General features: G+C 51.5%; 20 protein-coding genes. 3 read left to right on the forward strand and 17 right to left on the reverse strand.

The window, feature by feature from the left end:
* Positions 1–154: 154 nt before the first annotated feature.
* Positions 155–886, reverse strand: a complete 732-nt coding sequence (locus tag K6V98_RS04985; protein WP_222199426.1) for a GntR family transcriptional regulator — start codon at positions 884–886, stop codon at positions 155–157.
* Between the two features lie 272 nt (positions 887–1,158).
* On the opposite strand from K6V98_RS04985, the gene K6V98_RS04990 reads away from it, so the two are divergent.
* Positions 1,159–2,370: a class I SAM-dependent methyltransferase gene (locus K6V98_RS04990; RefSeq protein ID WP_222199427.1), complete on the forward strand. Its 1,212-nt coding sequence runs from the start codon at positions 1,159–1,161 to the stop codon at positions 2,368–2,370.
* A gap of 4 nt (positions 2,371–2,374) precedes the next feature.
* Here the strand turns inward: K6V98_RS04990 and K6V98_RS04995 are convergent, their stop codons facing one another.
* From K6V98_RS04995 to K6V98_RS05025, 7 genes are all read right to left on the reverse strand, one after another.
* Positions 2,375–4,555 (reverse strand): LTA synthase family protein, encoded by a 2,181-nt coding sequence (locus K6V98_RS04995; protein ID WP_222199428.1) that lies wholly within the window; start codon positions 4,553–4,555, stop codon positions 2,375–2,377.
* A 132-nt stretch (positions 4,556–4,687) separates the two neighbouring features.
* Positions 4,688–5,554 carry a MurR/RpiR family transcriptional regulator gene (locus K6V98_RS05000; protein ID WP_222199429.1) on the reverse strand — a complete coding sequence of 289 codons (867 nt, stop codon included), beginning with the start codon at positions 5,552–5,554 and terminating at the stop codon, positions 4,688–4,690.
* 236 nt (positions 5,555–5,790) lie between these two features.
* A complete protein-coding gene (locus K6V98_RS05005) occupies positions 5,791–6,693 on the reverse strand; it encodes a ketose-bisphosphate aldolase (RefSeq protein WP_222199430.1) in 903 nt (300 codons plus the stop codon).
* A 42-nt stretch (positions 6,694–6,735) separates the two neighbouring features.
* Positions 6,736–7,596, reverse strand: a complete 861-nt coding sequence (locus K6V98_RS05010; protein ID WP_222199431.1) for a class II fructose-bisphosphate aldolase — start codon at positions 7,594–7,596, stop codon at positions 6,736–6,738.
* Between the two features lie 67 nt (positions 7,597–7,663).
* Positions 7,664–8,764 (reverse strand): PTS fructose transporter subunit IIC, encoded by a 1,101-nt coding sequence (locus K6V98_RS05015; protein WP_222199432.1) that lies wholly within the window; start codon positions 8,762–8,764, stop codon positions 7,664–7,666.
* 47 nt (positions 8,765–8,811) lie between these two features.
* Positions 8,812–9,114 carry a PTS fructose transporter subunit IIB gene (locus K6V98_RS05020; protein ID WP_222199433.1) on the reverse strand — a complete coding sequence of 101 codons (303 nt, stop codon included), beginning with the start codon at positions 9,112–9,114 and terminating at the stop codon, positions 8,812–8,814.
* A gap of 41 nt (positions 9,115–9,155) precedes the next feature.
* Positions 9,156–9,635 carry a PTS sugar transporter subunit IIA gene (locus K6V98_RS05025; RefSeq protein WP_222199434.1) on the reverse strand — a complete coding sequence of 160 codons (480 nt, stop codon included), beginning with the start codon at positions 9,633–9,635 and terminating at the stop codon, positions 9,156–9,158.
* A gap of 339 nt (positions 9,636–9,974) precedes the next feature.
* Here K6V98_RS05025 and K6V98_RS05030 point away from each other — a divergent pair, with 339 nt between their 5' ends.
* Positions 9,975–10,865 (forward strand): ROK family protein, encoded by an 891-nt coding sequence (locus tag K6V98_RS05030; protein ID WP_222199435.1) that lies wholly within the window; start codon positions 9,975–9,977, stop codon positions 10,863–10,865.
* 139 nt (positions 10,866–11,004) lie between these two features.
* Here K6V98_RS05030 and K6V98_RS05035 read toward each other — a convergent pair whose 3' ends face one another.
* From K6V98_RS05035 to K6V98_RS05070, 8 genes are all read right to left on the reverse strand, one after another.
* The gene (locus K6V98_RS05035) at positions 11,005–11,766 is read right to left on the reverse strand and encodes a tyrosine-protein phosphatase (RefSeq protein WP_222199436.1); all 762 of its coding nucleotides are present in this window, start codon (positions 11,764–11,766) and stop codon (positions 11,005–11,007) included.
* A gap of 140 nt (positions 11,767–11,906) precedes the next feature.
* Positions 11,907–13,757: an ABC transporter ATP-binding protein gene (locus K6V98_RS05040; protein WP_222199437.1), complete on the reverse strand. Its 1,851-nt coding sequence runs from the start codon at positions 13,755–13,757 to the stop codon at positions 11,907–11,909.
* Complete coding sequence (locus tag K6V98_RS08690; protein WP_306792768.1) at positions 13,757–15,814, reverse strand: ABC transporter ATP-binding protein; 2,058 nt, start codon at positions 15,812–15,814, stop codon at positions 13,757–13,759. The genes K6V98_RS05040 and K6V98_RS08690 overlap by 1 nt, the downstream gene beginning before the upstream one ends.
* 364 nt (positions 15,815–16,178) lie before the next feature.
* The gene (locus K6V98_RS05050; protein WP_222199438.1) at positions 16,179–17,171 is read right to left on the reverse strand and encodes an isopentenyl-diphosphate Delta-isomerase; all 993 of its coding nucleotides are present in this window, start codon (positions 17,169–17,171) and stop codon (positions 16,179–16,181) included.
* Positions 17,172–17,245: 74 nt separating this feature from the next.
* Complete coding sequence (locus K6V98_RS05055; RefSeq protein ID WP_222199439.1) at positions 17,246–17,818, reverse strand: UbiX family flavin prenyltransferase; 573 nt, start codon at positions 17,816–17,818, stop codon at positions 17,246–17,248.
* Between the two features lie 228 nt (positions 17,819–18,046).
* Positions 18,047–19,444, reverse strand: a complete 1,398-nt coding sequence (locus K6V98_RS05060; RefSeq protein WP_222199440.1) for an SLC13 family permease — start codon at positions 19,442–19,444, stop codon at positions 18,047–18,049.
* A gap of 145 nt (positions 19,445–19,589) precedes the next feature.
* On the reverse strand, positions 19,590–19,796 hold the full coding sequence (locus tag K6V98_RS05065; RefSeq protein ID WP_222199441.1) for a non-oxidative hydroxyarylic acid decarboxylases subunit D: 207 nt from the start codon (positions 19,794–19,796) through the stop codon (positions 19,590–19,592).
* A gap of 16 nt (positions 19,797–19,812) precedes the next feature.
* Positions 19,813–21,252, reverse strand: coding sequence for a non-oxidative hydroxyarylic acid decarboxylases subunit C (locus K6V98_RS05070; protein ID WP_222199442.1), 1,440 nt, complete (start codon positions 21,250–21,252; stop codon positions 19,813–19,815).
* 239 nt (positions 21,253–21,491) lie between these two features.
* On the opposite strand from K6V98_RS05070, the gene K6V98_RS05075 reads away from it, so the two are divergent.
* On the forward strand, positions 21,492–22,391 hold the full coding sequence (locus tag K6V98_RS05075) for a LysR family transcriptional regulator (protein WP_222199443.1): 900 nt from the start codon (positions 21,492–21,494) through the stop codon (positions 22,389–22,391).
* A gap of 279 nt (positions 22,392–22,670) precedes the next feature.
* On the opposite strand, the gene K6V98_RS05080 is transcribed toward K6V98_RS05075, so the two are convergent.
* Positions 22,671–24,794 carry an acyltransferase family protein gene (locus tag K6V98_RS05080; protein ID WP_222199444.1) on the reverse strand — a complete coding sequence of 708 codons (2,124 nt, stop codon included), beginning with the start codon at positions 24,792–24,794 and terminating at the stop codon, positions 22,671–22,673.
* Between the last annotated feature and the right edge of the window lie 140 nt (positions 24,795–24,934).

The following is a 24,934-nucleotide window of genomic DNA, read 5'->3' on the forward strand; positions in this document are numbered from 1 at the left end:
AGAACACGATGCGAAATTAAAAGAGCAGGTAGCGCTCGCGATCAGCGCGTACAAGGTAGCGGAGCGATCATAGCCCCTCTTCTTGCTTGTACGCTTCTATCGCAATTACCACCTGGCGGTACACCTGCGCAGAGCATCACGCCTGCTGAGACTTTTATGCTTCTATCTCAATTGCCACCTGATAGAGATCGGAGCGATATACCGCCCGAACAACCTCACGCGGCACCTTGTCTATGTCATACAGGATGCATTCAGCCTGCATGAGCGGGAAACCCGGAGGAACGCCTAAAATACCTGCCTGCTCCTCACTTGCCGCTACTGCAATTACACGCTGGCATACCCGGCTCCAGCGAACTTGGCATTCATCGGTTAAGAAATCTCTCCACGACAGCTGCTCGAAATCTCGATCAGGAGCGGCTGGAACATATGCCAGCTCAGCCGTGATGTCCTCAACATAGTAGGGCTCGTCTTTGGTGCCGTGCAGCAAGCGAAGAGAAAAGAGTTCGGTTCCCTCAGCAAGATCAAGCTGAGCAGATATCTCTTCATCTGCAGGAATGACGCAGGCATCCATTTGTACACACGTATCAGGCTCAGGTACACCAGGGTTTTTGCGTACATAGCTCGAGACTTTGCGTGGGATCATATTTGGCCGATCCGCAATGACTTCAGAGCCATGTCCGCGCCGCTTACGGATGAGTCCATTATTTGCGAGCATCTCCATGGACTTTCTGGCCGTGGCGCGCGATATGTTAAACGTTTTCATAAGCTCGGTCTCAGAGGGAATAAGATCCCCGATCCCGTAGGTTCCCTGAGCAATCTCTTGATACAAAATATCGTAGAGTTGCGCGTACAATCTTTTCTTGCCGTTGAAATCAAGCTCCAGCATCGCAGTCCCCCCGATCTATTGGTGCGGACCCGATCTTGACCTCGTTTACGCACCTGTACTGCGAACATGTTCAATACGGAAGATGTTACCGTGCTTATAGTATCACAGGGCTATCATAATCAACCCCGCAGTGAATATATCTTTATACAGACCTACCTTGCGGGGTTCATTGAGACCTCTTTGGTCGCTCTGAGGGCATGGTGCCGGCCGGGCGTGAGATAATCTCCCAAGCGGGTATTCTATGCACATATGCCTGAAAAGAGATTGGACTGATGAGCTCTGAAAACAGTTCTCAAAATGGATCTGCCATCCAACTCAGCTCTGATAGAGCGCCTGCCACACGGACTGCAGCCACAAACGAAGAGGCCGATCTTATGATCTTTCCTCCCACTTCTCCTCTCACGAACTCCGAAAAGCCAAGCGAACACCTTGCCACAGTTGAGCTAGGCAATGGCAAAAAGATCCCGGTGATCATTCCTGAATCCGAGCAATTTGCAAACCGCTTGCGCAAGAACGCTCGCGTACGCAGGCGCTGGGCAAAGCGGACGGGTGTGAGCTGTTATCGAGTCTATGATGCCGATCTCCCCGATTACGCTGCTGCTATCGATCTGTATGAAGGCAGCCCAGAAACCCCGGGGCGCTGGCTTTCTATCGCTGAATACGCTCCGCCCGCCACCGTTGACAAAGATCTGGCGAGAGCGCGTATGGCGGATATTTTGAACCTCGCTCCTGCCATTTTAGATGTGGAGCCGAACTGCACCTTTGATCGCACTAGGCGTCGAGCGCGTGGTGGCTCCCAGTATGCTCAAAAGCGCAAAGCTCCAGAAGCTATGCCAGACACGGGACACGCCCTTATTCAAGAAGGCGGGCTCACTTTTGAAATTGATCTTGCATCGTACCTTGATACCGGGATTTTTCTGGACACTCGGCTCGTTCGAAAGCTCATTCGCAGCCGCGCGCAGAAACGACATGCACGCTATTTCTTAAACCTCTTTGCCTATACCGGCACCGCCAGCTGCTATGCCGCCGATGCAGGTGTGCAAGAAACGGTAACGGTTGATCTCTCAAACACCTATCTAGACTGGGCTGAGCGCAATATGGAGCTCAATGGCTTTTGTGGTCCAGATCACCATTTTGTACGTGATGATTGCCTCGCTTGGATGGACGATCAGCTCAAAGGCACCAACCGCTGGGATCTTATTTTTTGCGACCCACCAACCTTTTCTAACTCAAGCAAAATGGGCGTGCGCACGTGGGATGTACAACGCGATCACGTAGGCTTGCTCACTCGAATCGTAGGCTTGTTAACTGAAGATGGTGAAGCAATCTTTTGCTGCAACCTCAGGCGCTTCAAACCAGATCTTGAAGCTCTTGAGGCCGCTGGTGTTGAGCTCACCGAGATTACCGATCAAACAATTCCTGAAGACTTTTCAAGAAACGCGCGCATCCATCACTGCTACCTTGTTCGGCACGCGCAGAGCTAGCGAGCTACTGGGCGCGCTGTCCTGTTTTTGGTGCCAAGTTTGGATTTGTTTCGTTCGCAGCGCTCTGCAAGTCTTTCGTAAAAATAGAAGACCCATCACCAAAAAGCTCGGCGAACTGTATAACAGCGAGCTCGCGGCGAGCATCAACCTGCGCCTGTGGAAGCGTACCTCCCCCATCTCCTTGAGAGAGATGCCACCTGCCTGTCGGGTCAGCCAGCACCGTTGAGTTAATAAGCGGCAGCTGGTGCCTGAGCACGCGATGCGCACGCTGATAGTCAGAAAGCGGAGCACCAATGATCTCCATCATGTGAGACGAAAGATAGTTGGTTGAGAGATCCTCTGGCTCACCGCCAACCTCACTGCCAGCAACCTCATAATTCGCCCAGATAATATAGTCCGTCTGCCAGAGACGCTGAGCATGCTCAGCCACAGACTCGCCGGAAAACCAGGCGTCGTTATATCGATCTGGGAAAAACGGCTGATGATCGCCAAAAAAGACCAAAATGACCTTGCGCTTCATGGCGCGCAGCCTACTGATGAGATAACGCAGATCCTCATCAGACTGATGAATAAGGGATAAGAACTCGTCTACCTCAGGATCTGCCACCCCATCAATGGGATAGGAGAGACGCTTATCTGCTGGCAGCATTCCTGTGTCGTAGCCTGAGTGATTTTGCATCGTCACATCAAAAATGAACTGTGGGCTTGGATCGTTTTCAAGCTCCTGCAAGATCCGATCATAGGTTGCTCGATCGGTCACCATGCCTCGGAGCGTTTCCGCGCCCTGAAAATCTCCAATGGAAAGGAAGGAATCAAAGCCAAAGTGTCGATAGACATTTTCGCGATTCCAATTGCTTGCATGATTGGGATGCATGGCCAGCGTCTTATATCCCAACTGCTTGAACTGAGCCGCGAGGTTTTCCGTCCGCGTGAGATCATAAATCGTATAGGGGTACACACCCGGCCCTAAAAATGCCATGGAGTTGCCGGTCAAAAACTCAAACTCACTATTGGCCGTGCCACCACCATAGGCAGAAACAAACAGGCGGCCTCGCGCCAGGGTATCAGACAAGGATTTGAAAAAGCTCGGCCCCTCATAGCTTGCATGCATATTCTGATAGATAGAGAGATCAGCAAAGGTTTCGTTCATAACAGCGATCACGCAGGGCTTCTCTTCATCAAACTGGGCCACTGCTGCTGTGCGCGCCTCTGATCCGCCTTGAGTCTCATTATATTCAGCCGCACGCTCAGCAATAAGCTGCTTGGCGCTCTCAAGGCTATAGCCAGCTGGACGCTTAGGCGCAATGGTTTGAGCAGAAGAGATAAAGCAGGGCAAAAAGCCTTGATGAGCATAGCTATCGAGCGGTCGCCAGGTGTATACCCGCACGTATAAGGTGTTGTAATAGTCAATGAACGTAACGTGCGCCACAGGAGCTACCACGCACGCAAGCCCCAGCGCGAGATTAAGCGCCACGCGACCCCGCTGCGCCGAACCAGCAAGGTGCCGAGGACGAAGCGTTCCAACAAGGTTTAACAGGACAAGCGCCATAAGCGCAAAGCCCAAACCCACCAGGCAAGTTGTGGAGAGCACATACTGATAGCCCGCCCCCACCGCCGCTGCAGTAGACAGAGCAGAAAGATCACCGGGCTGAATGGGCTGAGCCTTAAAGGCAATCACAAAATACTGAGCGAGGCCTCCAAGAAATGCGATAGCCACCACGATTGATGCTGGCATGCCACGGCGCTGGCTTAAGAAAAAGAGAGCGAGCACACCGGAGGTGAGCAGCCACCACTCAAGCACAAAGCAAAGTGGATACATGTCAAGAATTGCTGGGTTCGATGGCAACTCAAGGCTGAGCGTGGCGCACACGCCCACAAGCAGTACCAGCGGGATCTGGATGAGGCCAGGCCGTACCAATCGCTCGCGAAGCCGCTCTAGATGGCCTCGGCTCATCCGCAGAACTGCTCCAGAGGCGCAGACAAGGCATACGAAAAGAGCAGCCGCAGGATGCGTATCAACAAAGCCAAGAAGCGAAAGCACACATAAAAGCGCCGGAACCAAGGCAAATCCAAGCGATGCCCACGGAAAAGAGCTTGCCTCAGTACGTGCCTGCGTGCGAGCGTATACGCTCAGCGCAATCGGAATGCCTAAGGCGGTAGCAGCAAAAAGAAGAGAAATGAGCATGAGGCTCCTAGCAAAATCGAATATGCTCGACCCGTCCGTCTAAGCATCCGCATATCATAGCCGTAAGGTGTGAATCAAACGCGAAGAACGCAATTTTACCCAGTGCGGTGCTCGGAGGCAACGCCTCACGACCTAGAAGACCTCGTGCTCAACTCCCTTGTCATCGCCCAAGGCTCGCCACATAGCACCAGAGTGCGCATCAAAATCTGCAGCCTTAGAACAGAGCAGCAAGAAGAGGACTTCTATGATGTAGTTGATTGAATTATGCGAGAACGGAAGCTCGCTATTGAGCATCCTATCGCGTGTTGCCGCATGTAAAACGCAGGTTGCCCGTTGTGCGAGCGGGGAATCCGGGATGTTCGTAATCACAATCGTTGGCGTTTTTGCAGCAATCGCATTATCCATCATGGTACTCAGGCGCTTGGAATGGCCTGACTTTGAAATAAAGATCAACAGATCCTCGTCCCTCATGGCAAGTGTCGAAAGCATCATTGCTTCAGTAGTTGGCGCGCAACTGCTTCGAATGCCGAGTTGCGCAAGGAGAAACGAGGCCGAAAGTGCTGCAGGAATTGAATTGCCCACCGCAGCAAACTCAATCGAATGCGCCCGCTCGATAAGCTCAACGGCACCAACAAGCGTCTGTTCATCAATGAGACTGAGTGTATCGTAGAGCTCGCGAACCTTAGCTGTAAGCACCGTCTCCATAGCGGCTCGTGGCTCAGCAATAGAAATTGCGCCAGCAGAAGCTCCGCCAGGTATATCCTCATCTTCGAGCTTCATCATGGCGCGCATCTCAGCAAAGCTTGAATAGCCAAGCGTGCGCACAAAACGTGAGACAGTCGGAGCCGATGTTGTGCTCGCAGCAGCAATCTCACGCGTAGTCATCGAAAGAACTTCTGCTTGATTTGCTAAGACAAAATCGGCAATTTGCCGTTCGCTCTCGCTAAAACGATCGTATAGAGAGCAAATTACGTTAATAACGCTGCCTTTTGTCCCCATGTGTAACACGCTCCTCATTTGTGTGAAACCCATCATATCCCACCTCAATCATGAAAGCGGATCACACAAACGGAGCAGCATCTGAATCCATGAGGCACGCTGCATCTTGCACGAGAACTATTGAGCTCTAGTCGGATATATGAAGCGGCGCTCTTCTGGCATAAACCACAGCACAAAGGGGCTGTTTTGACGATACAGCCCCTTTGCTCGATACATCTCCTTTGCCCCTGCCCTATCTAGCAGAACTCACTCCGCCATTGACGCACGTGCGCTTCCCGATACAACGCAGCTGCACCAATGGAGCCAAAAAGCTCCATTTTTTGGCGGATCACTGCTTTTGCTGCAACAATGCACTCCGGGAATATTGTATTGGGATCCCAGCCTGAACTCTCTTGCGAGAGAATCTCACGAGCTTTGGCAAAGAATGCACTCTTATAGTCGGAAGAAATATTCACCTTTTGAATGCCAATGCGCACTGCCTCAGCAATTTCAGAATCCGGATTACCCGAGCCGCCGTGTAGAACCAGCGGGATATCAACAGCGGAGGAAATCTCACGCAGCACATCCATGCGCAGCTTTGGTGTTACACCCTTCGGATACAGACCGTGACACGTTCCAATCGCTACCGCCAGTGTATCCACGCCGGTTTTTTCCACAAATACTCGTGCATCTTGAGGATCGGTATATTTGATTTCAGTCATACCGCCTTCAATGGACGTGCCCGTGTCGCCAATGGTTCCTAGCTCACCTTCTACCGACACGTCGAGCATGTGACAGTAACGCACGACCTCTGCAGTCTTTGCAATATTTTCCTCAAAGGGAAGCATGGAGCCATCAATCATGACTGAGGTAAAGCCACAGTGAATCGCACGCATGACACTCTCAATGCTGTCTCCATGATCAAGATGAATCACAAATGGCACCGGACTATTTGCCGCACGAGCAGCAACGTAGCCCATAAATTCATCTTTACAGTAAGCAAGCTCAGTCGGATGCACCGAGATAATGGCTGGGGCATCGTTCTCTTCTGCAGCCTCGATTACCGTGCGCACAAGATTTGACTCTGAGATATTGAACGCTCCAACAGCAAAGCCACGATCCTTAGCGAGCGAGAGCATTTGGTTCATAGTAATGAGCATCGACGTATAACCTTTCCATTCGTTTTGCTTGTATATAAAGCATTAGTGAGCTTTTCCTGCGGAACCTGATAGCTCAATATAGGTTTTGATTTTTTCTGATCCCGCAGCCCAGCAGTCTTGTAGCAATTGAGGCCAATCACAGGCTGGGTTAGCTGCTAGAGTGCGCGCGGCATGATCGCGCTGTGTCACCATATAATCTGTGCCCACATTAATCTTATTGATGCCTGCACGTACTGACGCTTGTATGTTTTCTTTTCCAGCTCCAGATCCACCATGCAACACTAACGGCAAACCTGTCGCTTCCTTGATCTGTTCTACAATCTCAAACTGAAACGTTGGCACATAACCAGGTGGATAATCCCCGTGCGTTGAGCCATAGCTCACAGCCAAGCAATCAATACCCGTGCGCTGAATAAAATCAATAGCAACATGTGGATCTGTATACATTGCTGCATCGGTAAAGTGTGCACCCGCACCTTGCGAGCATCCCATACAGCCAACCTCAGCCTCAACACTTGCACCATAGATTTGAGCAAGCTCTACAACCGCTTGTGTGATGCGAATATTTTCCTCAACAGGCAAGGCTGACGCATCGCACATGACACTTGAAAATCCCTCATGCAAGCAACGCTTCAGATGTGCAATGTCATGTCCATGGTCAAGATTCACTGCAACAGGCACGTGCGAGGCTTCGGCCATGCGGCGCAACGGAGCAATCAACAGATCCCCATCAAAATAGGCTTTCAGCTGGTCTTGCAACAGATCAATGATGATTGGAGCACGGAGCTCCTCAGCGGCAGCAATAATACCGCGCGCTGTCTCTAGATTGATCGCGTTAATTGCCATCACAGCGTAGCCGCCCTCATGCGCACGATGCAGCATATCTTTCATGGACTCATACATCTCGTGACCTTTCTTTATACAGCGCCGCTCATACAGATCGGGCTCTTTCGAGCCCGATCAACACCCGTTACGAAAGATTGAATGCAGAGAGATCAACCTCTTGCTCAACTTCTTCAACCTCAAGACCCAAGTCATCAATCTCTTCGGGAGCGAGGCGCTTTTTGATTAGTACAAGCAAAAGTGCCGTAACACACGACCCGGCCAAAAGAGCAACAACTGCCCACAAAGGCTCTGCCATAGCTGGAATGACAAATACACCGCCTGATGGAACCCGACTCTCTACCCCCATCGAAAAGGCGATAGCACCACAAACACCGCAGCCAATCGAGGTTGAAATAACGGTTCGCACCAAATCGTTCATAGCTATGGGAATAACACCCTCAGAGATCATGCAGACGCCCATAGGAAAGGCAATTTTGATATTTTCTTCTTCGGTCTTCTTAAAAATGGGCTTCTTGACCAGCTTGGAGAGCAACAAGCCGAACGTTACTCCAAAGGGAGGAACCATGGCGGCAAGTACCTTGATTCCCTCAGGGCCGTAAATGCCATCTGCCATCAGGCCATCGCAGATCAGATTCGGTACTTTTGAGATAGCTCCACCATAATCGATGCAGCCGATCCACCCGATAATAAAGCCATATGCAAGCTTTTGTGACTGATCAAGATTGATGATGAAGTCGTTAAGTGCCTGCGTAAGGGCAACCAGAGGCGCTCCCAGCACAAAGAGCATAATCAGGCCTGCGAGAATGGTGGAGACTGTAGGAACGATCATCATCGGCATGAGCGCCTCAGCCCAGCGCGGAACCTTAAGATTCTTCTCAATCGCCAGGGCAATATAACCTACGATGAGTCCACCGATCAGACCGCCAAGAAAGCCAGCATTTAAAAATGAGGCAATTTGACCCATAAGAAAACCAGGGGCAATGCCTGGCCTGTCGGCAATTGAGTAGGCAATAAAACCGCCGATAAACGATGGGATCAATCCCATACCAAAGACGCCAACCGTTGTGAGGGCACTCGGAACCGATAGCTCCTCAAAGGATTCCATAACCGATCCGCCAAGAAGATTGCCGATGGCAATCAAAAGACCCGCTGCAACAACGAGCGGGAGCAGGTAGCTGATTGATGTCAGCACATGCTTCTTAATATCGTGCAGGACTTTCTTCATGGTCTTCCCTTCTTACGTGCGCAAACAAGACCCGTAGCGACTCAGGTCTAAAGACTTGCCTCCACCTTGCTAACAATTTGCTTTGCTGCCTTGAGCACAAGGCTAGTGGGCACTTCCATCACGCGCTTACCTTTAAAGCGGCTGGTATCAACCTTGATATCGACCGCCAGAATCACAGCATCAGCAGCTGCAATCTCTTCTGGCGTGAGCTCATCTTCAACGCCAATCGTTCCTTGGGTCTCAATACGAATCTCATGACCGAGCGACTCCGCAGCACGGCGGAGTTTCTCCTTAGCCATATAGGTATGGGCGATCCCCGATGTGCATGCGCAGATTGCAACCAATTTCATCGCACCTCTCCTTTCTCTCGGATGTACAAACAGGGCACATCTCATGCCTCAAATACATCAGGATCTAGCGTGAGCAACTCAAGCATTTCTCCTCTGCTCTTCACCGCATGGAGACGTCTAATAAAAGATTCATGCGCTAAGAGCTTTGCGACGTGCTGAAGTAATTTGAGATGAACAACATCTGAATCACCATCAGTGACCGCGAACAAAATGACAACGCTGACCGGCGCATCGTCCAACGACTCCCACACGATCGGTGAGCGGGAGGTCCCGATTGCAAGTGCCGTCTGTGTCACCGCCGGAGATTTACCATGCGGTATTGCAACCCCTTCCCCAATTCCAGTTGCTCCCTCTTGCTCTCTCCACATCACGTCGTCGTAAAACGCTTGTCTATCCGCTACCTTGCCTTTTGCTACCAGAAGCTCGATTAAGCTCTCGATCATTTCTGTTTTGTTGCAAACGTTGAGATTGAGCGCTATGAGATCCTGATCAATGACTGAGGAAATATTGAATTCTGACATGTTCCCTCCCTTCATGTCGTTCCTCTTTATTTCATATTTATATCAATTTGTGAAACAAATAGCTGTTTCACAGTCTGACTAGTTGGTGAACGGTAGCGCTTCTGTGGGTGAGCGGTTCTGATTATCTGCAGACCCTATTTAGTTTCTATTCTGGTATTTTATATCTGTATTGAGTTGTATGTTGCTACATTCTATGAGCGCGAATACTTTCTGGATCAATCTTTGTTGCTGCGTATTTGTTTCTATTAATTAGTATTTGAGAAACGGCTACAATGATTCCTATAACCATCTAGTCGCAGATATGGTTGCAATACAGGCGTGTGTGAAAGGGGACGAATGATGGATCAGCCACTGTTAGGAGCCCTTGAGGCAGGTGGAACAAAGATGGTTTGTGCCACTGGCTATGCAGATGGCACAATCCTCGAGTCCTCGGAAATTCCAACGCTTGATCCGGGAGCCACGCTTGAGCAGGTTGTTGCATGGTTTAGCAGTCATGATATTCAAGCACTTGGTATTGGAGCCTTTGGACCGACTGCCGTAGATCCCGCCTCGCCACGTTTTGGAAGTATTCTTGAAACTCCTAAGACTGCGTGGAGGAATGTCGATCTGCTTGGCGCACTTGCGCAACCACTTGGAGTTCCTTGTGGGTATGACACCGATGTAAATGCAGCCTGCTTAGGTGAGGCTATCTTTGGATGCGCCCAGGGCATGTCTGATGTGGTCTACCTCACCATTGGTACCGGCATTGGCGCTGGCGTTATGGTGAACCATCAGCTCGTGCACGGCATGATGCATCCTGAAGCAGGTCACATCCTGCTCACTCGCGATCCCGCTGACCCCATTGGAACTGAGAGCGGCTGCCCCTATCATGCGTCCTGCGCTGAAGGTTTAATCGCAGGCCCTGCGATTAAGCGGCGCTGGGGTGGCAAACGTGCAAGTGAGCTTGCAGATGATCCAAAGGCCATGGCTCTGTTAGCTGGGTACTTAGCACAGGCGCTGGTAACCTATATTCTTTGCTACTCCCCAAAAAAGATCATTATTGGCGGAGGGGTTGCAGACCACACACCCCTTGTAGCCTTGGCGCGTCCACGCGTACGCGAGCTGCTTAACGGCTATTTAGTAACGCCTGAAATTGAAAATATTGACACGTACATCGTGAACAATAGCTTGGACGGCCGTCAGGGAATTTTGGGTTGTTTAGAACTCGCACGCCGCGCGCTTGAAAGCTAATCGGCTCGCAGGACTTTGTACTGGTGCGGACTCACGCTCGCATGACGCCCGTGCACGAACAGGATAGGTTTTTCGCATCGCATCACACCCGTGAGTTCGACACGAGCGACCCTCTCGTGGCTAGGCATCCCTCTCGTAATCACGCGTCACCGCGCAAACGGGCAGTCAAGCGATCGAGCACCTCTGCCTCACATCCCGCGTGGTGCAGCAGATACTCGCGAGCACTTCCGTAATGCGCATGCAGGTGAGCAAGGGCTTGGCGCATCTGAGATGGCTCAGCTACAAAAAGGCTCTTTGGGGCGCGCCTCCGCATCAGGATACTCAGGCCTACAAATTGCAATGCCTTGCCAGGACTCATATGCTCTCCACTTGCTGCATAGTCCTCAACAATATGATCGTCATCCACACCGGCAAGCCCTAAGAGCAGCATGGCAATTACGCCGGTTCGATCCTTACCAGCACGACAGTGAAACAGCGAGCAGCCAGGTCCATCTAAGGCGCGCATGACCGAGGTAATCGTTTGAGCGTCGTCATCCAATAGATCCCGATAGATCTCAAACATTGACTCGGGCAGATTGCCAGAGTCCGCGATCACATTCATCTGGTCGAGCATCGGAACACTCGTATATGCGATCTCAGGATCCGGATGTCTCAGATACGGCCCTGGCCAATATCGCAGCTCAAAAGCACTACGAAGATCCACAACGCGCCTCACACCACAAGCTCTTAGCACCTCTCTTCCCGCAGAGGTCAAAAGCCAGAGTGAGCCTGAGCGCAAAAATACGCCAAAGGCAGTTTGCCCTGTCGTGCCATCAGGGCGAGAAAAGGGATAGCCTCCCAAATCGCGCAGGTTCTTAACAAAGCGCAGCGGGATCGGCTCGGGATCTGGGGCTTGCGGCATGTTCCTCCAAAACAAGGGGCACGACTCGGAACACGTGCGCCCGTCGCTTAAAACTATACTCGAGTCTCAGCACTCATGCGGGGTCAGAACCGTTCCCTTACCAATCCCATGCAGGACGAGTTAGATAATCTTAACTTTATCTACTCTGTGCTGGCAAATTGAGCCTCATACAAATCTGCATAGAAGCCACCTCGAGCTAAGAGCTCCTCATGCGTGCCACACTCAATAATGTTCCCTTCGTGCATAACGAGGATCATATCGGCGTCTTGAATGGTTGAGAGACGGTGAGCGACTACAAAGCTCGTTCGCCCACGCATGAGTTCGTCAAAAGCTGCCTGTACCTGGAGTTCTGTTCTGGTATCAATCGAGCTCGTTGCTTCGTCTAACAGCAGAATTGCGGGATCGGTTAGCATAACGCGAGCGATGCACAACAGCTGGCGCTGACCTTGCGAAAACGAACTACCATCATCGATAATGAGGGTATCAAAGCCCTCGGGCAGCGCATTAATAAAACCATCGGCATGAGCGCGGCGGGCAGCCTCCTGAACCTCTTCGCGGGTAGCACCGGGACGTCCGTACGCAATATTATCGTGAATCGTTCCTTCAAAAAGCCAGCTATCTTGTAAAACCATTCCAAAACTCGTACGCAGACTCCGCCTGGTCAGCCCTCGAATATCCTGCCCGTCTAGCAAAATCTCACCTGCATCAACTTCGTAAAAGCGCAAGAGCAGGTTAATGAGGGTTGTTTTGCCGCAGCCCGTAGGCCCCACCAACGCTATGCGCTGTCCGGCAGACGCGTGTACGCAAATGTCTTGGAGCAAGGGTCGATCTTTCACATACGAAAAATCTACGTGGTTCAGATCCACACGGCCTTGCGGTGCCGTTATTTCTATGGCTGACGCATGGTCGGGATCTTCTTCCTTTGCATCAAGCAAGGAGAATACGCGGCGCGCACTCGCCAGAGCCGTTTGGATCTGCGTAATCACACTTGTGATCTCGTTAAAGGGGCGTGTGTATTGATTGGCGTAGGATAAAAAGACCTGAACGCCGCCTACAGTCAGCACCGCCGGCTTTCCGGTGATCACCGAGATACAACCGATGCCTGCCACGATGGCAAAGATGAGGTTATTGATGAAGCGCGTCCCAGGATTTGAGAGTGAGCTTAAGAATTGCGCATGCTCACCCGCGTCATAGAGCTCTGCATTGATAGTGTTAAACCCCGCCTGGGCTCGATCTCCAAATGCGAAGGCAGAGACGAGGCGCTGATTGCCCACATACTCCTCTACGTGAGCTCCAAGCTGACCCAAAATTGCCTGCTGAGCGGCAAAGCTGCGATCTGAAAGACGTGCGATCAGCCAGGCGGCTAAGACCGAAAGCGGTGTCACCAACACCACAATGACCGCCATGGGAACCGAAATCGAAAGCATAAAAAGAAGGGTTCCAACGATGGTCGCCACCCCAGTAAACAGCTGAGTCAACCCTTGTAGCAGACCATCGCCCACCAGGTCAACGTCGTTCACCACACGGGACATAAGATCCCCGTGCGGGTGTGAATCAATGAACGAAAGAGGCATGCGCCCAATTTTTTCGCTCACGGCAATTCGCAAATCACAGGTTGTGCCATAAGCCAGCCGACTCAAGGTGATGCCTTGGATCCACTGGGCAAGGGCAACGAGGCAAACAACTGCTGCCAGCTCAAACAAGAGTGACATGAGCTGAGTAAAGTTGACCTGACCAGCGCCGATGATGATATCGATACCCTGTCCAATAAGAATGGGAACAAAAAGCGCCAAGCTCACGGCAGTAAGGGCAGACAGAAGCGCGAGGATGGTTAGTCCTGCTCGCGGACGGATGAGGACGATCAAACGGCGAAGCAGATCGGTGCCAGACATGGGAGGAGCCAGCGAGCTCACCGTGTCGTTTCTGCCAGTTGCGCCTGCAGCGGAGGCAGTAACGGTGGAGACCGAGCCTGCGGAGGTATACGGATTCATCAAGCCTCCCCTCTTTCAGATGGCTCGGGAAGCGCGATGCCTTGTGAGGAGCAAATCTCCCGGTACACCTCACAGGTCGCAAGCAGTTCATCATGGGTGCCAAGCCCGACTGTGCGACCGCGCCTCATCACACAAATGAGGTTCGCTTCTCGAACAGATGACACACGCTGCGACACGATAACCGTACTGAGAGGCTCGCCTGCTACAGCTGCTTGCCCTGTACGATGATGAATTGCTCGGCGAAGCTCTGCATCGGTTTTAAGATCAAGCGCTGAGGCAGCATCATCCAAAATAAGCATACGAGGACGTCCCACCAATGCGCGTGCGATAGTAAGACGCTGACGCTGGCCGCCTGAAAAATTGCGACCCCCTGCCTCTACCGGTGCATCAAGACCTAAAGGGAGCTTCTGCACGAACTCAGCAGCCTGCGCAGTTTCAAGCACATTCCAAAGCTCATCGTCTGTTGCTTGAGCGTCTCTCCATAGTAGATTAGAGCGAATCGTGCCTGAGATCAGCGAGGATCCTTGCGGCACCAAGCCAATTGCGCGCCGAAGTGCCTGGAGGTTCCATGTATGCACATCAGCTCCGAGCACCTCAACTGATCCAGAATCGACATCATACAGACGAGGCAGTAAAGAAACGAGCAAGGACTTACCTGAACCGGTACCGCCGATAATCCCCAAGGTTTGACCTTGAGCCAGTTCGAGCGAAATGTCATCGAGGGCAGGTGTGCTTGCCTGTCCAAAGGAAAAGCTCACATGAGAGAAGCGCAGGGCTGGTGCTAGCTGTTCTGAGGCTGCCGCGAAATGCTCAGCTGGCGGGGCAGCTTGCGGGGCAGCGTGAGGGGCGACTTGCCGGGCAGCCGAAGGGGCGACTTGCCGGGCAGCCGAAGAGGCGACTGACACCGTACGTTGCGCGGGTTCAACATGCTCAACCGACACCGCGTCTGACACCGGCGCGACACGCTCAGCTGGCACCGTATCTTGCGTAGACGCATTTCCCTTTGTCGCCTGGTCAGATTCAGATCCCCTCTCAATATCTCGAGCTGCGGTCAGCTCGATCTCCCCTGTAGCCTCCCCCACGTCTACGCCGTTTACAGGAGAAACAATGCTCGGCTCGCAATCCAGCACCTCAACAACGCGCGTGGCGCTCGCACTTGCCCGAGTAAAAACGATGACAAGATTTGCTACATACACAATAGAGAGCAGGGTCTGGGTCATATAGTTCACAAACGCCACGATCTCACCCTGCGTGAGTCGGCCAATCTGAACGGCCATGCCCCCCTGCCACAAAATAGCGCATACGCCCAGATTCATTACAAGAAACGTTGCAGGATTGAGAATCGCACTTAAGCGTCCAGCTACAATAGAAAGCCCTGCTTGGTCACGTGCAGCATCGCGAAAACGTGCTCGCTCCCGATCTTCGCGAACAAAGGCACGAATCACACGAACACCTGATAGCCCTTCGCGCGTGAGCAAACCAATATGATCCAGGGCGGCTTGAATCCTCCCAAAAAGCGGGACGCAAGCTGCCATGATGCCCCAAAACACCAGGCCAATAAGGGGAGTAGAAATCAAAAATACGATACCAAGCTGTACATCAATGAGCAGAGATGCACCCATAGAGCCAATTGCCAAAATCGGCCAGCGAATGAGCTGGCGAACTCCAAGCGCTAAAGCAAGCTGCACTTGATTAACGTCGCTCGTAATGCGCGTAATAAGCGAGGGAGTGCCGAATCGATCTAAATCAACAAAAGCAAGCGCATTGATGCGCTGGTACAAGGCACGTCTAACATCTGTGCCTATGCCTTGTGACACCAAGGCGGCCATTTTCTGACAAATAAAGGTGAACAACATGCCCGTGGTGGCCATGATAAATAGAAGACCACCGCAGCGAAGGATAAGTCCTGTGTCTTGAGAGGCAATCCCCCTATCAATCATGTATGCAATGACTAAGGGCGTCAGCAGGTCAAAGACCACTTCGATAATCTTGCAGGCAGGGCCTACTACCAATTGTCGGCGGTATGCAGATCCATATCGTTTAAGCAGCTCAAGCATGCATCCTCGATGCCTTATCTCGATTCACACGCACACGGACTGGTGCACGAGCACGTCAACCCATCATAGCGCAGATGGGTCATTCCGCTGCCAAAAGACTACAGAGTGCTTACCTACCGATGGTAGGGGCAAAGACAGATGCAATTCTGAGCGGTGCAAGGTGAAATCGCACATCCATTTCGATTTTCGCAATCGCCCCTGATGCAATTCTGAGCGCTACAAGGGGAAATCACACGTCCACTTCCGATAGAGGGGGTTATATTTAGTACATTTATTGCCCTCTAGGCAACGATTTAACGCCAAGTGCGGGCAAAAATGGTCGTAACGACACCAAAATGCACGCGTTCCCAGAGCGCCATACATCTCAGCTGTATACAAACGTTTCAAGTGCTTTTTGAATCTGAGGATCAGACAAGGCTGCCAACGTCCAAGGCGCAAGCGGCTCTGGATCCCCACACAAATACCCTGGAATCTCATGCAGCTTGACCGGAATAACTTCCTCAATTTCATCAGTATTGACTGGAAGACCATTCATTGCGCCAGAGCCCCTGCTCGAACGTATCGCAACATCGGCTTGATCATATTCAGCGGCGAAAACCGCGCACCACTCATGTTCACAGCTGCCATCACCATAATCTTCCTGGTACACCACATGGCCCAGCATAGATACATCCTGCGAGCCGAGCTCAATTCCGGTCTCCTCCTTGAGGCGGCGCACTGCAGCCGCTGCGAGCTCTTCTCCAGGCAAAGGATGCCCCGAACAGGTATCAGCGAGTACACCTCCCCATAGCCGCTTCGAGCGACTGCGCCTGCAGAGCAACAGCTGTGGCTCATGCTCCGTGCGCTGCAGAAGAAATATCATAAACGCTTGATGAAGAATCCCGTCGCCCTGGTGTGCCAGGTGTCTAGAAATTGGTCGCACTGGTTTTCCAGACGAATCAACTGCAACAACCTGCTCTTCATTAGCCCATGTCGCCCGCCGAATCCGCTCGATTCTTTCAATAAGCTTTTTAATGAGCTGCTGTGTTACGTCTAAAAGCTGATGGATATCGTCCTCGGTTGCTGCATCAACATGCAGGCCAGCACTTGCAGCAACCGGTACATCAAAACGCGTCGCAAGCGCAGCGGCAATCTCACGTGCTGGTATTTCATCGCGATGGCAGGGCACGGCCAGTATGCTCACGGTCGCAGTTCTGCCGGGCTCTGGGCGCGGAATTGCCTGAGCGGTGGCGCCAAGGTGTGCATGCGCTGGTGAATAAGCAGTTACGGTAATCCCTTGAGGCATAACCACCGCTACAGCCCCCAGAGCAAATGGTGGTTCACCTACCTGCACCTCAACTATGGCTATCTCTTGCATACGATCTCCGCCCTAGCATGTTCTGCACATCGCATCCAGCACCTCTAGGATCTCTGTATCCACTTCCGCTGGTTCTACTCCGCACCTTCCCAGCCATGAAACCTCTGTGGCTCAATATGGAATTGACGAAGGATTTTTCCAACAATATGCCAAATCTGATCCTCCACGGAGACAGGCCCGTTATAAAAGGTCAGCATAGGAGGCATAATGACGCATCCAAGCTCAGCAGCAAGCTTCAGGTTTCTCAGATGAACAGCGCCGAGCGGCATCTCACGTGGAGCCAAGACGACCCGCCGTCCTTCTTTGAGGCAAACATCTGCAGATCGGGATAACAAATTGTCAGCAATGCCGTGTGCTATTTGAGCCAGCGTTTTCATCGAACAAGGAAGCACGATCATGCCGTCCGTTTGAAATGAGCCGCTAGAAATACAAGCAGCAAGGTTTTCAGCGCTGTGCACATGATCTGCTAGGGCAAGCAAGGCGTCGATTGGCTCGCAACATTCCAACTCCCATGTGCGGCGCGCGCCAGCACTAACAACAAGATGTGTCTCTACGCACTCATGTGAAGCAAGCTCCGTGAGAAGGTAGCGAGCCATGCAAACACCCGTTGCTCCAGAAACACCAACGACTATCCGCCGCTTCTCCATTGTTCCTCCTATAGACATCGAGTGCGAATAATTCGCAGCATTTGAAAACGGGCGCAGCTGGCCAGACGGGCAGCCTCATAATCAGCGCGGAAAAGAATGCCCAAGCACGTTGGAACGCGCCAGCAGTTGACCACTACAATCATTCATCCATACACCGTCTGACCAGCATACATATGCCTATATCCGAACAGCTATTGCCTGAGAATCCTCTTGCAGGCAAGCTCACGCCTAAATCAAACCGATCAACATCCACCAAGGCAGCATCACGGCGATCGTTACGACAAAAACAACGACAGTAAGCGGAATGCCCAGCCGCAGCGTCTCTTTCTGTGTATATCCACCCGTGTCTTCACTCGCACCAACAAGCACGTTTAAGTGCTGGAACGGGAATAGATAATGCATCGCGATCGCCATATAGCATATGAAAGTCGGTACCACGGGATTTAATCCCATCGAGCTCGTGAAGGCCAGTATCGCTGGAACAGCAACGCCCATAACCGCAATAACGCTACCTAGCACCATATGGAGCACGATTGAGATGACCGTAATAAACGCAGAGAGCACGAAGATGTTCTCTGGGGCAGAAGCTGGGAACAGTGTCTGGGCAATCCACGCATTCATACCAGTAGCTCCACCAACAACACCAATCGCAATTGCTGCAGTCAGAAAAATGAGTACTTGCATAGGGACAGACGCCCAGTCGGGAGCCTTCACGACCTCGCCAATGATAGGCATTGCCATGAGCATTCCAATAATGAGCGTGATCCATCCAATATCAATCCCATGGATTGAGTCAGTCAGCCAGAGCACAATAGCCAGGACAATCCAAAATACCGTGCGCTTCTCAACACCGCTCATGGAGCCAAGAGATGTAAGCTTTGCCTGTATCTCTTGCTTATTTACTTCAATCTCACGAGCGGGGCGGAAGAGCATCAGAAAGAGGACGCAGGTCAAAAGGCCAGCCACCAATGAAGGCGGTCCCATGTAAAGCAGCCAGTCGATGAAGGATACCTCCGCACCCGAGTTAGCAACTGCGAGCGGGTTAATGACCGAATCTCCAGTAAGAAATACAAGAGATAGCGGTACAGAAGCTGCAAAGACCGCAAAGCCTATTTTTACAGCATCCTCTTTGGGGATACCGGAGCTTTTAATGATAATTCCCATGATCGACATGATCAGGAATGCACGTGGCCATGGATGCGGGATGAGCAGAGACAACACAAGCGTTAATACAAAGATACCGACGATGATGCTTCGGTAATCTTTTACGAAGCGCAGCATATAGGAATATGCAATGCGCTCACCCAAACCAGAAGTTTTGACGGCATTCGCAATCAAATATGCTCCCACCACGAGCCACATGGTAGAGCCTGTCCATGATTTAAAAACAACCGCCGGCTCAGCAACCTTCCATATGACCATCAAAGCCAGCAGAATGCCTGATACAAACCCCGCTTGCGCAACTTGGCACGCCCAAAAAATCACGGTCATGATCGTAAGCGCAAGACATTTCTTGCCTTCATCTGGCAGGCCATCCAAAGGAAGCATCCAAATAACAACCGCAGCTACGATCCCAAGCACAAAGCCAATGAGGCGCTTATCAAGTTTTAGGCCAGCAACTCCCATGCTTCCTCCCTTCCTGTGTACTTAAGGAAATTCAGTTAATACGTTTTAAACAATCGCGAGTCTTAGAGCGTCCATGCGCTTCCAAAGGCTCTGCAAGAAAAGCCGACCCGGCCGCCTATCGCTTCCGGGTCGGCTCACCATACTGCTACGCCTCAAGCGGAGGAACCGCAGGAATAACCTGCAGATTGGCGATCTTCTCATCGTTCAACTTGAATACATCATCTACATGAGGAGTCTCGGTTGAACGCCACGAATAAAAGCACGTCTCACACTGATAGACTTCCCAAGCTCCCTTTACAGGAGAAGTGGCGATTGTTTCAATCGCATCATGATCACAGCGAGGGCAGTTCATATTCCATCCTCCTTTATTATTTCTGGCTCATAAGATCAGAAATGATCTTGGTGTATTCAGCGGTTTTCACTGGATCGCGGAGCAACTCAACAGACCGCTTATTAGGCTCTGGATCAACTGGAGTTGTTGCATCAATGATGAGCTTGGCCGTCATACCAGGAACTTCTTCTGATGGGTTAAGCGGCATGCCTGCACAATTTGGAATGACCTTAACGTCCTTATCCGGGCGCACGCGAGTAGATAGTGCCCACATAACTTGGTTGAGATCGAACGGGTCAACCACATCGTCTACAAGGATCACATTGTGGCAATACGGCATACCGTGAGGCGTAGACAGTAGCCTGAACGCTGCGCCTGTTGCCTGGCCTCCATAGCGGGGCTTAATTGAAATAATCTCTGTGAACCCGTGTGTATACATGGCATTCACTGCAACAATTTCAGGAAAATCAGGCTGCAGCTGCTTAAAGATTGGCACGGATGTATTCAGAGCCATCAAGTAGTCGATCTCAGACCACGGCATCCCTAAGTACAGGTTTTCAAAGATTGGGTCTGTGCGATGCGTAATGTGCGTAATCTTTGCTTCGCACTGAGCACGAGCGCCCGAGTATGAGCCAGGGAACTCCCCAAACGGCCCTTCACACGTACGAACGCGCGGCATAATATAGCCCTCAAGAACAACCTCTGATCCTGCTGGTACATAGAGGTGATCGTACAAATCAGATTTGACCACATCAGCAGGAACGCCATCGTTCAACGCGCCAACGAACTCATATTCATTTTGCGCATAACCCACAGGCGTAGAAGCCATAAAGGTGACCAACGGCGCATTGCCCAACGTAACGCAGATAGGGAATGGCTCATTGTGCTTTTCAGCCTCTGCGAGCTGTTTGGCAATATCATGCATGGCAAGACATTGCATGCCGATACGATCCTTGCCTTTAACCTGGATTCGATATGTACCGACATTCATCTTGTCGAAATTATCAGGATCAGAAGGATCCCCAGTAATGATGGATGCCTTTGAAATGAACATGCCGCCATCTTGATCATTGATTCGATAGAGCGGTAGGAGATCAAAGAGGTTCACGTCGTGATCAATCACATGTTCTTTGCAAGGTGCTTCATCACGAGATACAACATTTGGCTTTACTGGAAACAGATCCCAGCGCCGGTTCAGCTCAAAGAACTGCTCTTTTGTGCTGGCAGTCTTTGGCATGCCCATCATGAGAGCGTGATTTGCCCAGGATCCATGAACGTTCGTGACTACGCGCCTGCCCGCAGGGTAACCATGGATGTGGTCGAACATAACCGCAGGGCCATTGGGCATACGGCTTGCAGCACGTCCAGCAGAACCAATATCTGGCTCTGGCATCACCTCGTCGGTAATGTGTACGAGCTGACCCTCCTTCTCAAGTGTATCTAGGAACGTACGGAGATCTTGATAGACCTTGGCCATGAAAGCTCCTTTCCCAGGGTCTGTGATCCGACACCACCATCTTCATGGGGGCTATTCATCCGTGTAATTCGACTTAGGAATATGCGCTTTCGTAAATGGCATAATCCCTCGTTCTGATCGGCCGTTATTCCATTTTGGAAAGATGAATCGCATACAATCGATATCGGCAAAAGGTTTTCAGCTGATACCGTTCAAATTGAAAGGAGCAACAACCATGCTCACTGGGAGGTGAGACGTCGGTGGAAATTAGGAAGCTCGAGGCATTTCTCACCATTGCAGCTACCGGCACATTCACCGAAGCAGCAGAGAAGCTATTCATCTCACAATCATCACTTTCGAAGCAGATGTCACAACTCGAGCATGAACTCGGGGTAAGACTGTTTAAGAAAACGCGTAACGGGGTTGAGCTCACCCAGGCCGGTTATGATTTCAACTCATATGCACATCGCGCTCTTCCTGAGTACCGCAATGCCGTTGCGCGCCTGCAGCTCTACCGTGAAGACAACAAATACCCCCTGATCGTTGGGGCGCTTCCGCTAACTGATGAGTACGGAATATCAGATTGCTTTAGCTCATATTGGGTTCGCAATACCTCAGTTCAAATTGAATTCATTGAGCGTAGCCAAGAAAATCTCATCGATAAACTGCGTAGACATCGCGTAGATCTCGCACTCATTCGTCTCGATTTGCTTGATGAAGAATTTGACTCCACACCGCTCGTAACCGATGAGCTGATGTTTGTTTGCTCCGTGCGCAATCCGCTCGCTTCCCTCTCCAAAATTGATATCCGCAGCCTCAGAAATCAGCAGTTTATTATGCTTGAGCAAAAGTCGGACATCACTCAGCTGTTTCAGCGTGCCTGCGAAGCGGCTGGATTCTTCCCGAGCATGCCGCTTCACCATTCGCGCCACAACATGGTTATTAAGGCAGTTCAGCGCGGCATGGGCGTTTCACTTCTCCCCCGCCGTCTTATTACAACCGCACATGCGAGCGACGTCGTTGGCATTCCTCTTCAGGATCCCCTCTACTCTACGCTTGGATTTGCTTGGCTCGCCGACAAGCCCTTGAATGAAGTTGCCCAGAACTTCGTTAGTTTTATTGCTGAACACCTGCATAACAATACGGAGAAAGAAGCGTAACCGGAGCGGCACAAGGGGAAATCACACGTCCATTTCTGATAGAGGGGGTTTGATTTAGTACATTTATTGTCCTCTAGGCAACGATTTGACGCCAAGTGCGGGCAAAAATGGTCGTAACGACACCAAAATGTACGCAACCCCGGGTAAAAAATTGATTTTAGGACGCACGCCTGTACGTCATCTCGCGCCCTAGGCACCTGGCGCGGCCTTGGTGCCCGAACCATCCCAGGCACCGAGCGCATCCTTAGTACCCGGTGCATCCCAGATACTCGCTATAAGCTAGGAGCCCGACGTATCCTGAGCAGCAGCGGCATCCGTGGAGGCCGCTTCTTCCGTCTGCTGCGCATCTTCGGGGTGCTTGGGCAGCACATCAGCAATGGCGTTGTAGATGAGCTGGATATATTCTTGTGCGCCGCCCTCGGACAGATGCGTACCATCTCCATCGAACAAATCGCTTCGATCAGTGCTGTAGCCGTACCAATCCACAATGCGCACGTTGGCATAGCGCTTAGCTGCATTCCACAGCGCGACGTTCGTGCTACCCTCCCACGAGGTAGGGCTTCGCGTAGTTACAAATACCACCGATCGCTTATTGCCAACCTCAGACATAAGCTCATCAATCATTGCATCGTCTACCGGCCCGTTCGTGCCCAAGGCAAATACAGCAATCTTGCCAGCGAGGCTCTCTTGCACATAGCTATCAAAAACCTCAATACCAGCGCTGAACTGCCGGTTTATGAGTGCGTCTATCTGCCCATGTGGAAAGGTCTCCTGAAAAGCAGGAACGGCACGTAATGAGACCGAGTCACCGATCAGCAGCACATCATAAGAGCCTGCGGGGAATATGTCCTCGTCCGCTTTATCTTTACTGTCCGACTTCTCATCCTTTGACGAAGTCGACTTACCATCCTTATCGTCAGCCTTGTCCTTTTGCTCAGACTCCGCTGACCCGCTCTCTTGAAGCAAGGCTGCGCCTTCCGCACTCAGTGCCGAGGTATCCGGCACGAAAAGCAAGCCTCCTATAGAGACCAACAGCAGAGCGGAAACAGAAAGGCATACAGCAGCATGACGGCGAGCAAGCGCGGGTATCTCCTCACGATGCCCTTTAATTGTAGTAAGCATTTGATCAAAGACACCCTGCCTAAACGGCGTCTCAATAAACTGATAGCAAAGAGCAGAAATCGCAACCACCAGCACGACTTGAAGGGCAAGCACCCACCACGGCTTCTGAGAAACGTCACTCGCAGGATTCATTAACAGCAACAACGGATAATGCCAGAGATAGATGCTGTAAGATCGCTGACCAATCCATACAAGCGCCTTGTTAGAAAAGATGCGCGCCAACCGACTTCCTGGCCACGCACATGCAGCAATAACCGCGAGCGTGAGCATGGTTGCCAGCAAGGTGCCCCCACGGTAAGAAAAGGCGTCGTAGCCATTCGTAAAGATGGACATGAGAACAAGGCCGACAAGGCCAATAACCCCAAGCGCGTCTAAAGAAGTCCGCGTGCTATGTCGAGCAGAGCCGTTATCAGCGCGCTTCGACCTTGGCAGCTTGTCACCAACGCGAGCGGCTGTGGGCAGGTTATTTTCGTTGGAGGTCTCCTCAGCAGCCATCGAAGCGGCCTCAGGAGTAAAAGCAGCAGAAGCGCCTCCGGCTGCCTCAGCATGCTGGAGAGCAAGAACTCTAGCCTTTTGCAGGCGCTGGTATATCCACCTCACTGATAGCGCTTGAGCTGGGAGCAGTGCAAGCCAGCACCCCATCAAAAGAGAACATGCCCTTGTATCAAGGCCGTAATAGACCCGACTTGGATCAGCGCCCGGGCTATAGAGCAAGGCCATAGCGACTGCCGATGCAAGCGCCAACGCTAAGGTTACACGTCGCAAAACTCTCCGTGTCACACGCAGGCGAAACGAGATGAGTAGCAACACAGGCCAAACAAGATAAAATTGCATTTCAATTGCCAGCGACCAGAAATGCGTGAGCGGCGAAGGATTGCCAATATTGTTGAAGTACGAAACCTCATGTGCAACCTGCCACCAGTTATTAAAAAACAGTAGCGAGGGCAGAATATCTGTCCGCATCTTAGTGAGCATGACATGGTTGCATATCGTGCAAAGTGCCGCCGTCGCAACAATAACAACAACTGTTGCAGGCAACAGCCGGCGCAGGCGGCGCTTCCAAAAACTCTTGAAATCAATGTCGCACGTGAGAACAAATTCTCGAATAAGCAGGCGTGTGATCAGATACCCAGAGAGAACGAAGAAAACGGTAACGCCAATCATGCCTCCGGGAGCCGCGCCCGGATTGAGATGATAGAGAACCACTGCAGCTACAGCGAGCGCGCGGATGCCGTCAAGCGACGGAATATAACGCAGGCGACGCTGACGAGCAGAATTCATGTGACTCCTTTTCTTCCCTCTCAAAGTATATTGATTATTGCATGCATCCAAGACAAGGTGACCTGTTCGAATCAACTACGGATTCACGTTTTCTCGCTCCAGCCTGTATCGTCAGCACGGCACACAGCTGCACGAATAAT

The organism is Collinsella ureilytica (assembly GCF_019795105.1).
GTDB lineage: Bacteria > Actinomycetota > Coriobacteriia > Coriobacteriales > Coriobacteriaceae > Collinsella > Collinsella ureilytica.

Coding starts and splice junctions, on each gene's coding strand:
- K6V98_RS04985 (WP_222199426.1), bottom strand. CDS start 886: ATGCTGGAGCTTGATTTCAACGGCAAGAAAAGATTGTACGCGCAACTC.
- K6V98_RS04990 (WP_222199427.1), top strand. CDS start 1,159: ATGAGCTCTGAAAACAGTTCTCAAAATGGATCTGCCATCCAACTCAGC.
- K6V98_RS04995 (WP_222199428.1), bottom strand. CDS start 4,555: ATGCTCATTTCTCTTCTTTTTGCTGCTACCGCCTTAGGCATTCCGATT.
- K6V98_RS05000 (WP_222199429.1), bottom strand. CDS start 5,554: ATGGGGACAAAAGGCAGCGTTATTAACGTAATTTGCTCTCTATACGAT.
- K6V98_RS05005 (WP_222199430.1), bottom strand. CDS start 6,693: ATGCTCATTACTATGAACCAAATGCTCTCGCTCGCTAAGGATCGTGGC.
- K6V98_RS05010 (WP_222199431.1), bottom strand. CDS start 7,596: ATGTATGAGTCCATGAAAGATATGCTGCATCGTGCGCATGAGGGCGGC.
- K6V98_RS05015 (WP_222199432.1), bottom strand. CDS start 8,764: ATGAAGAAAGTCCTGCACGATATTAAGAAGCATGTGCTGACATCAATC.
- K6V98_RS05020 (WP_222199433.1), bottom strand. CDS start 9,114: ATGAAATTGGTTGCAATCTGCGCATGCACATCGGGGATCGCCCATACC.
- K6V98_RS05025 (WP_222199434.1), bottom strand. CDS start 9,635: ATGTCAGAATTCAATATTTCCTCAGTCATTGATCAGGATCTCATAGCG.
- K6V98_RS05030 (WP_222199435.1), top strand. CDS start 9,975: ATGGATCAGCCACTGTTAGGAGCCCTTGAGGCAGGTGGAACAAAGATG.
- K6V98_RS05035 (WP_222199436.1), bottom strand. CDS start 11,766: ATGCCGCAAGCCCCAGATCCCGAGCCGATCCCGCTGCGCTTTGTTAAG.
- K6V98_RS05040 (WP_222199437.1), bottom strand. CDS start 13,757: ATGAATCCGTATACCTCCGCAGGCTCGGTCTCCACCGTTACTGCCTCC.
- K6V98_RS08690 (WP_306792768.1), bottom strand. CDS start 15,814: ATGCTTGAGCTGCTTAAACGATATGGATCTGCATACCGCCGACAATTG.
- K6V98_RS05050 (WP_222199438.1), bottom strand. CDS start 17,171: ATGCAAGAGATAGCCATAGTTGAGGTGCAGGTAGGTGAACCACCATTT.
- K6V98_RS05055 (WP_222199439.1), bottom strand. CDS start 17,818: ATGGAGAAGCGGCGGATAGTCGTTGGTGTTTCTGGAGCAACGGGTGTT.
- K6V98_RS05060 (WP_222199440.1), bottom strand. CDS start 19,444: ATGGGAGTTGCTGGCCTAAAACTTGATAAGCGCCTCATTGGCTTTGTG.
- K6V98_RS05065 (WP_222199441.1), bottom strand. CDS start 19,796: ATGAACTGCCCTCGCTGTGATCATGATGCGATTGAAACAATCGCCACT.
- K6V98_RS05070 (WP_222199442.1), bottom strand. CDS start 21,252: ATGGCCAAGGTCTATCAAGATCTCCGTACGTTCCTAGATACACTTGAG.
- K6V98_RS05080 (WP_222199444.1), bottom strand. CDS start 24,794: ATGAATTCTGCTCGTCAGCGTCGCCTGCGTTATATTCCGTCGCTTGAC.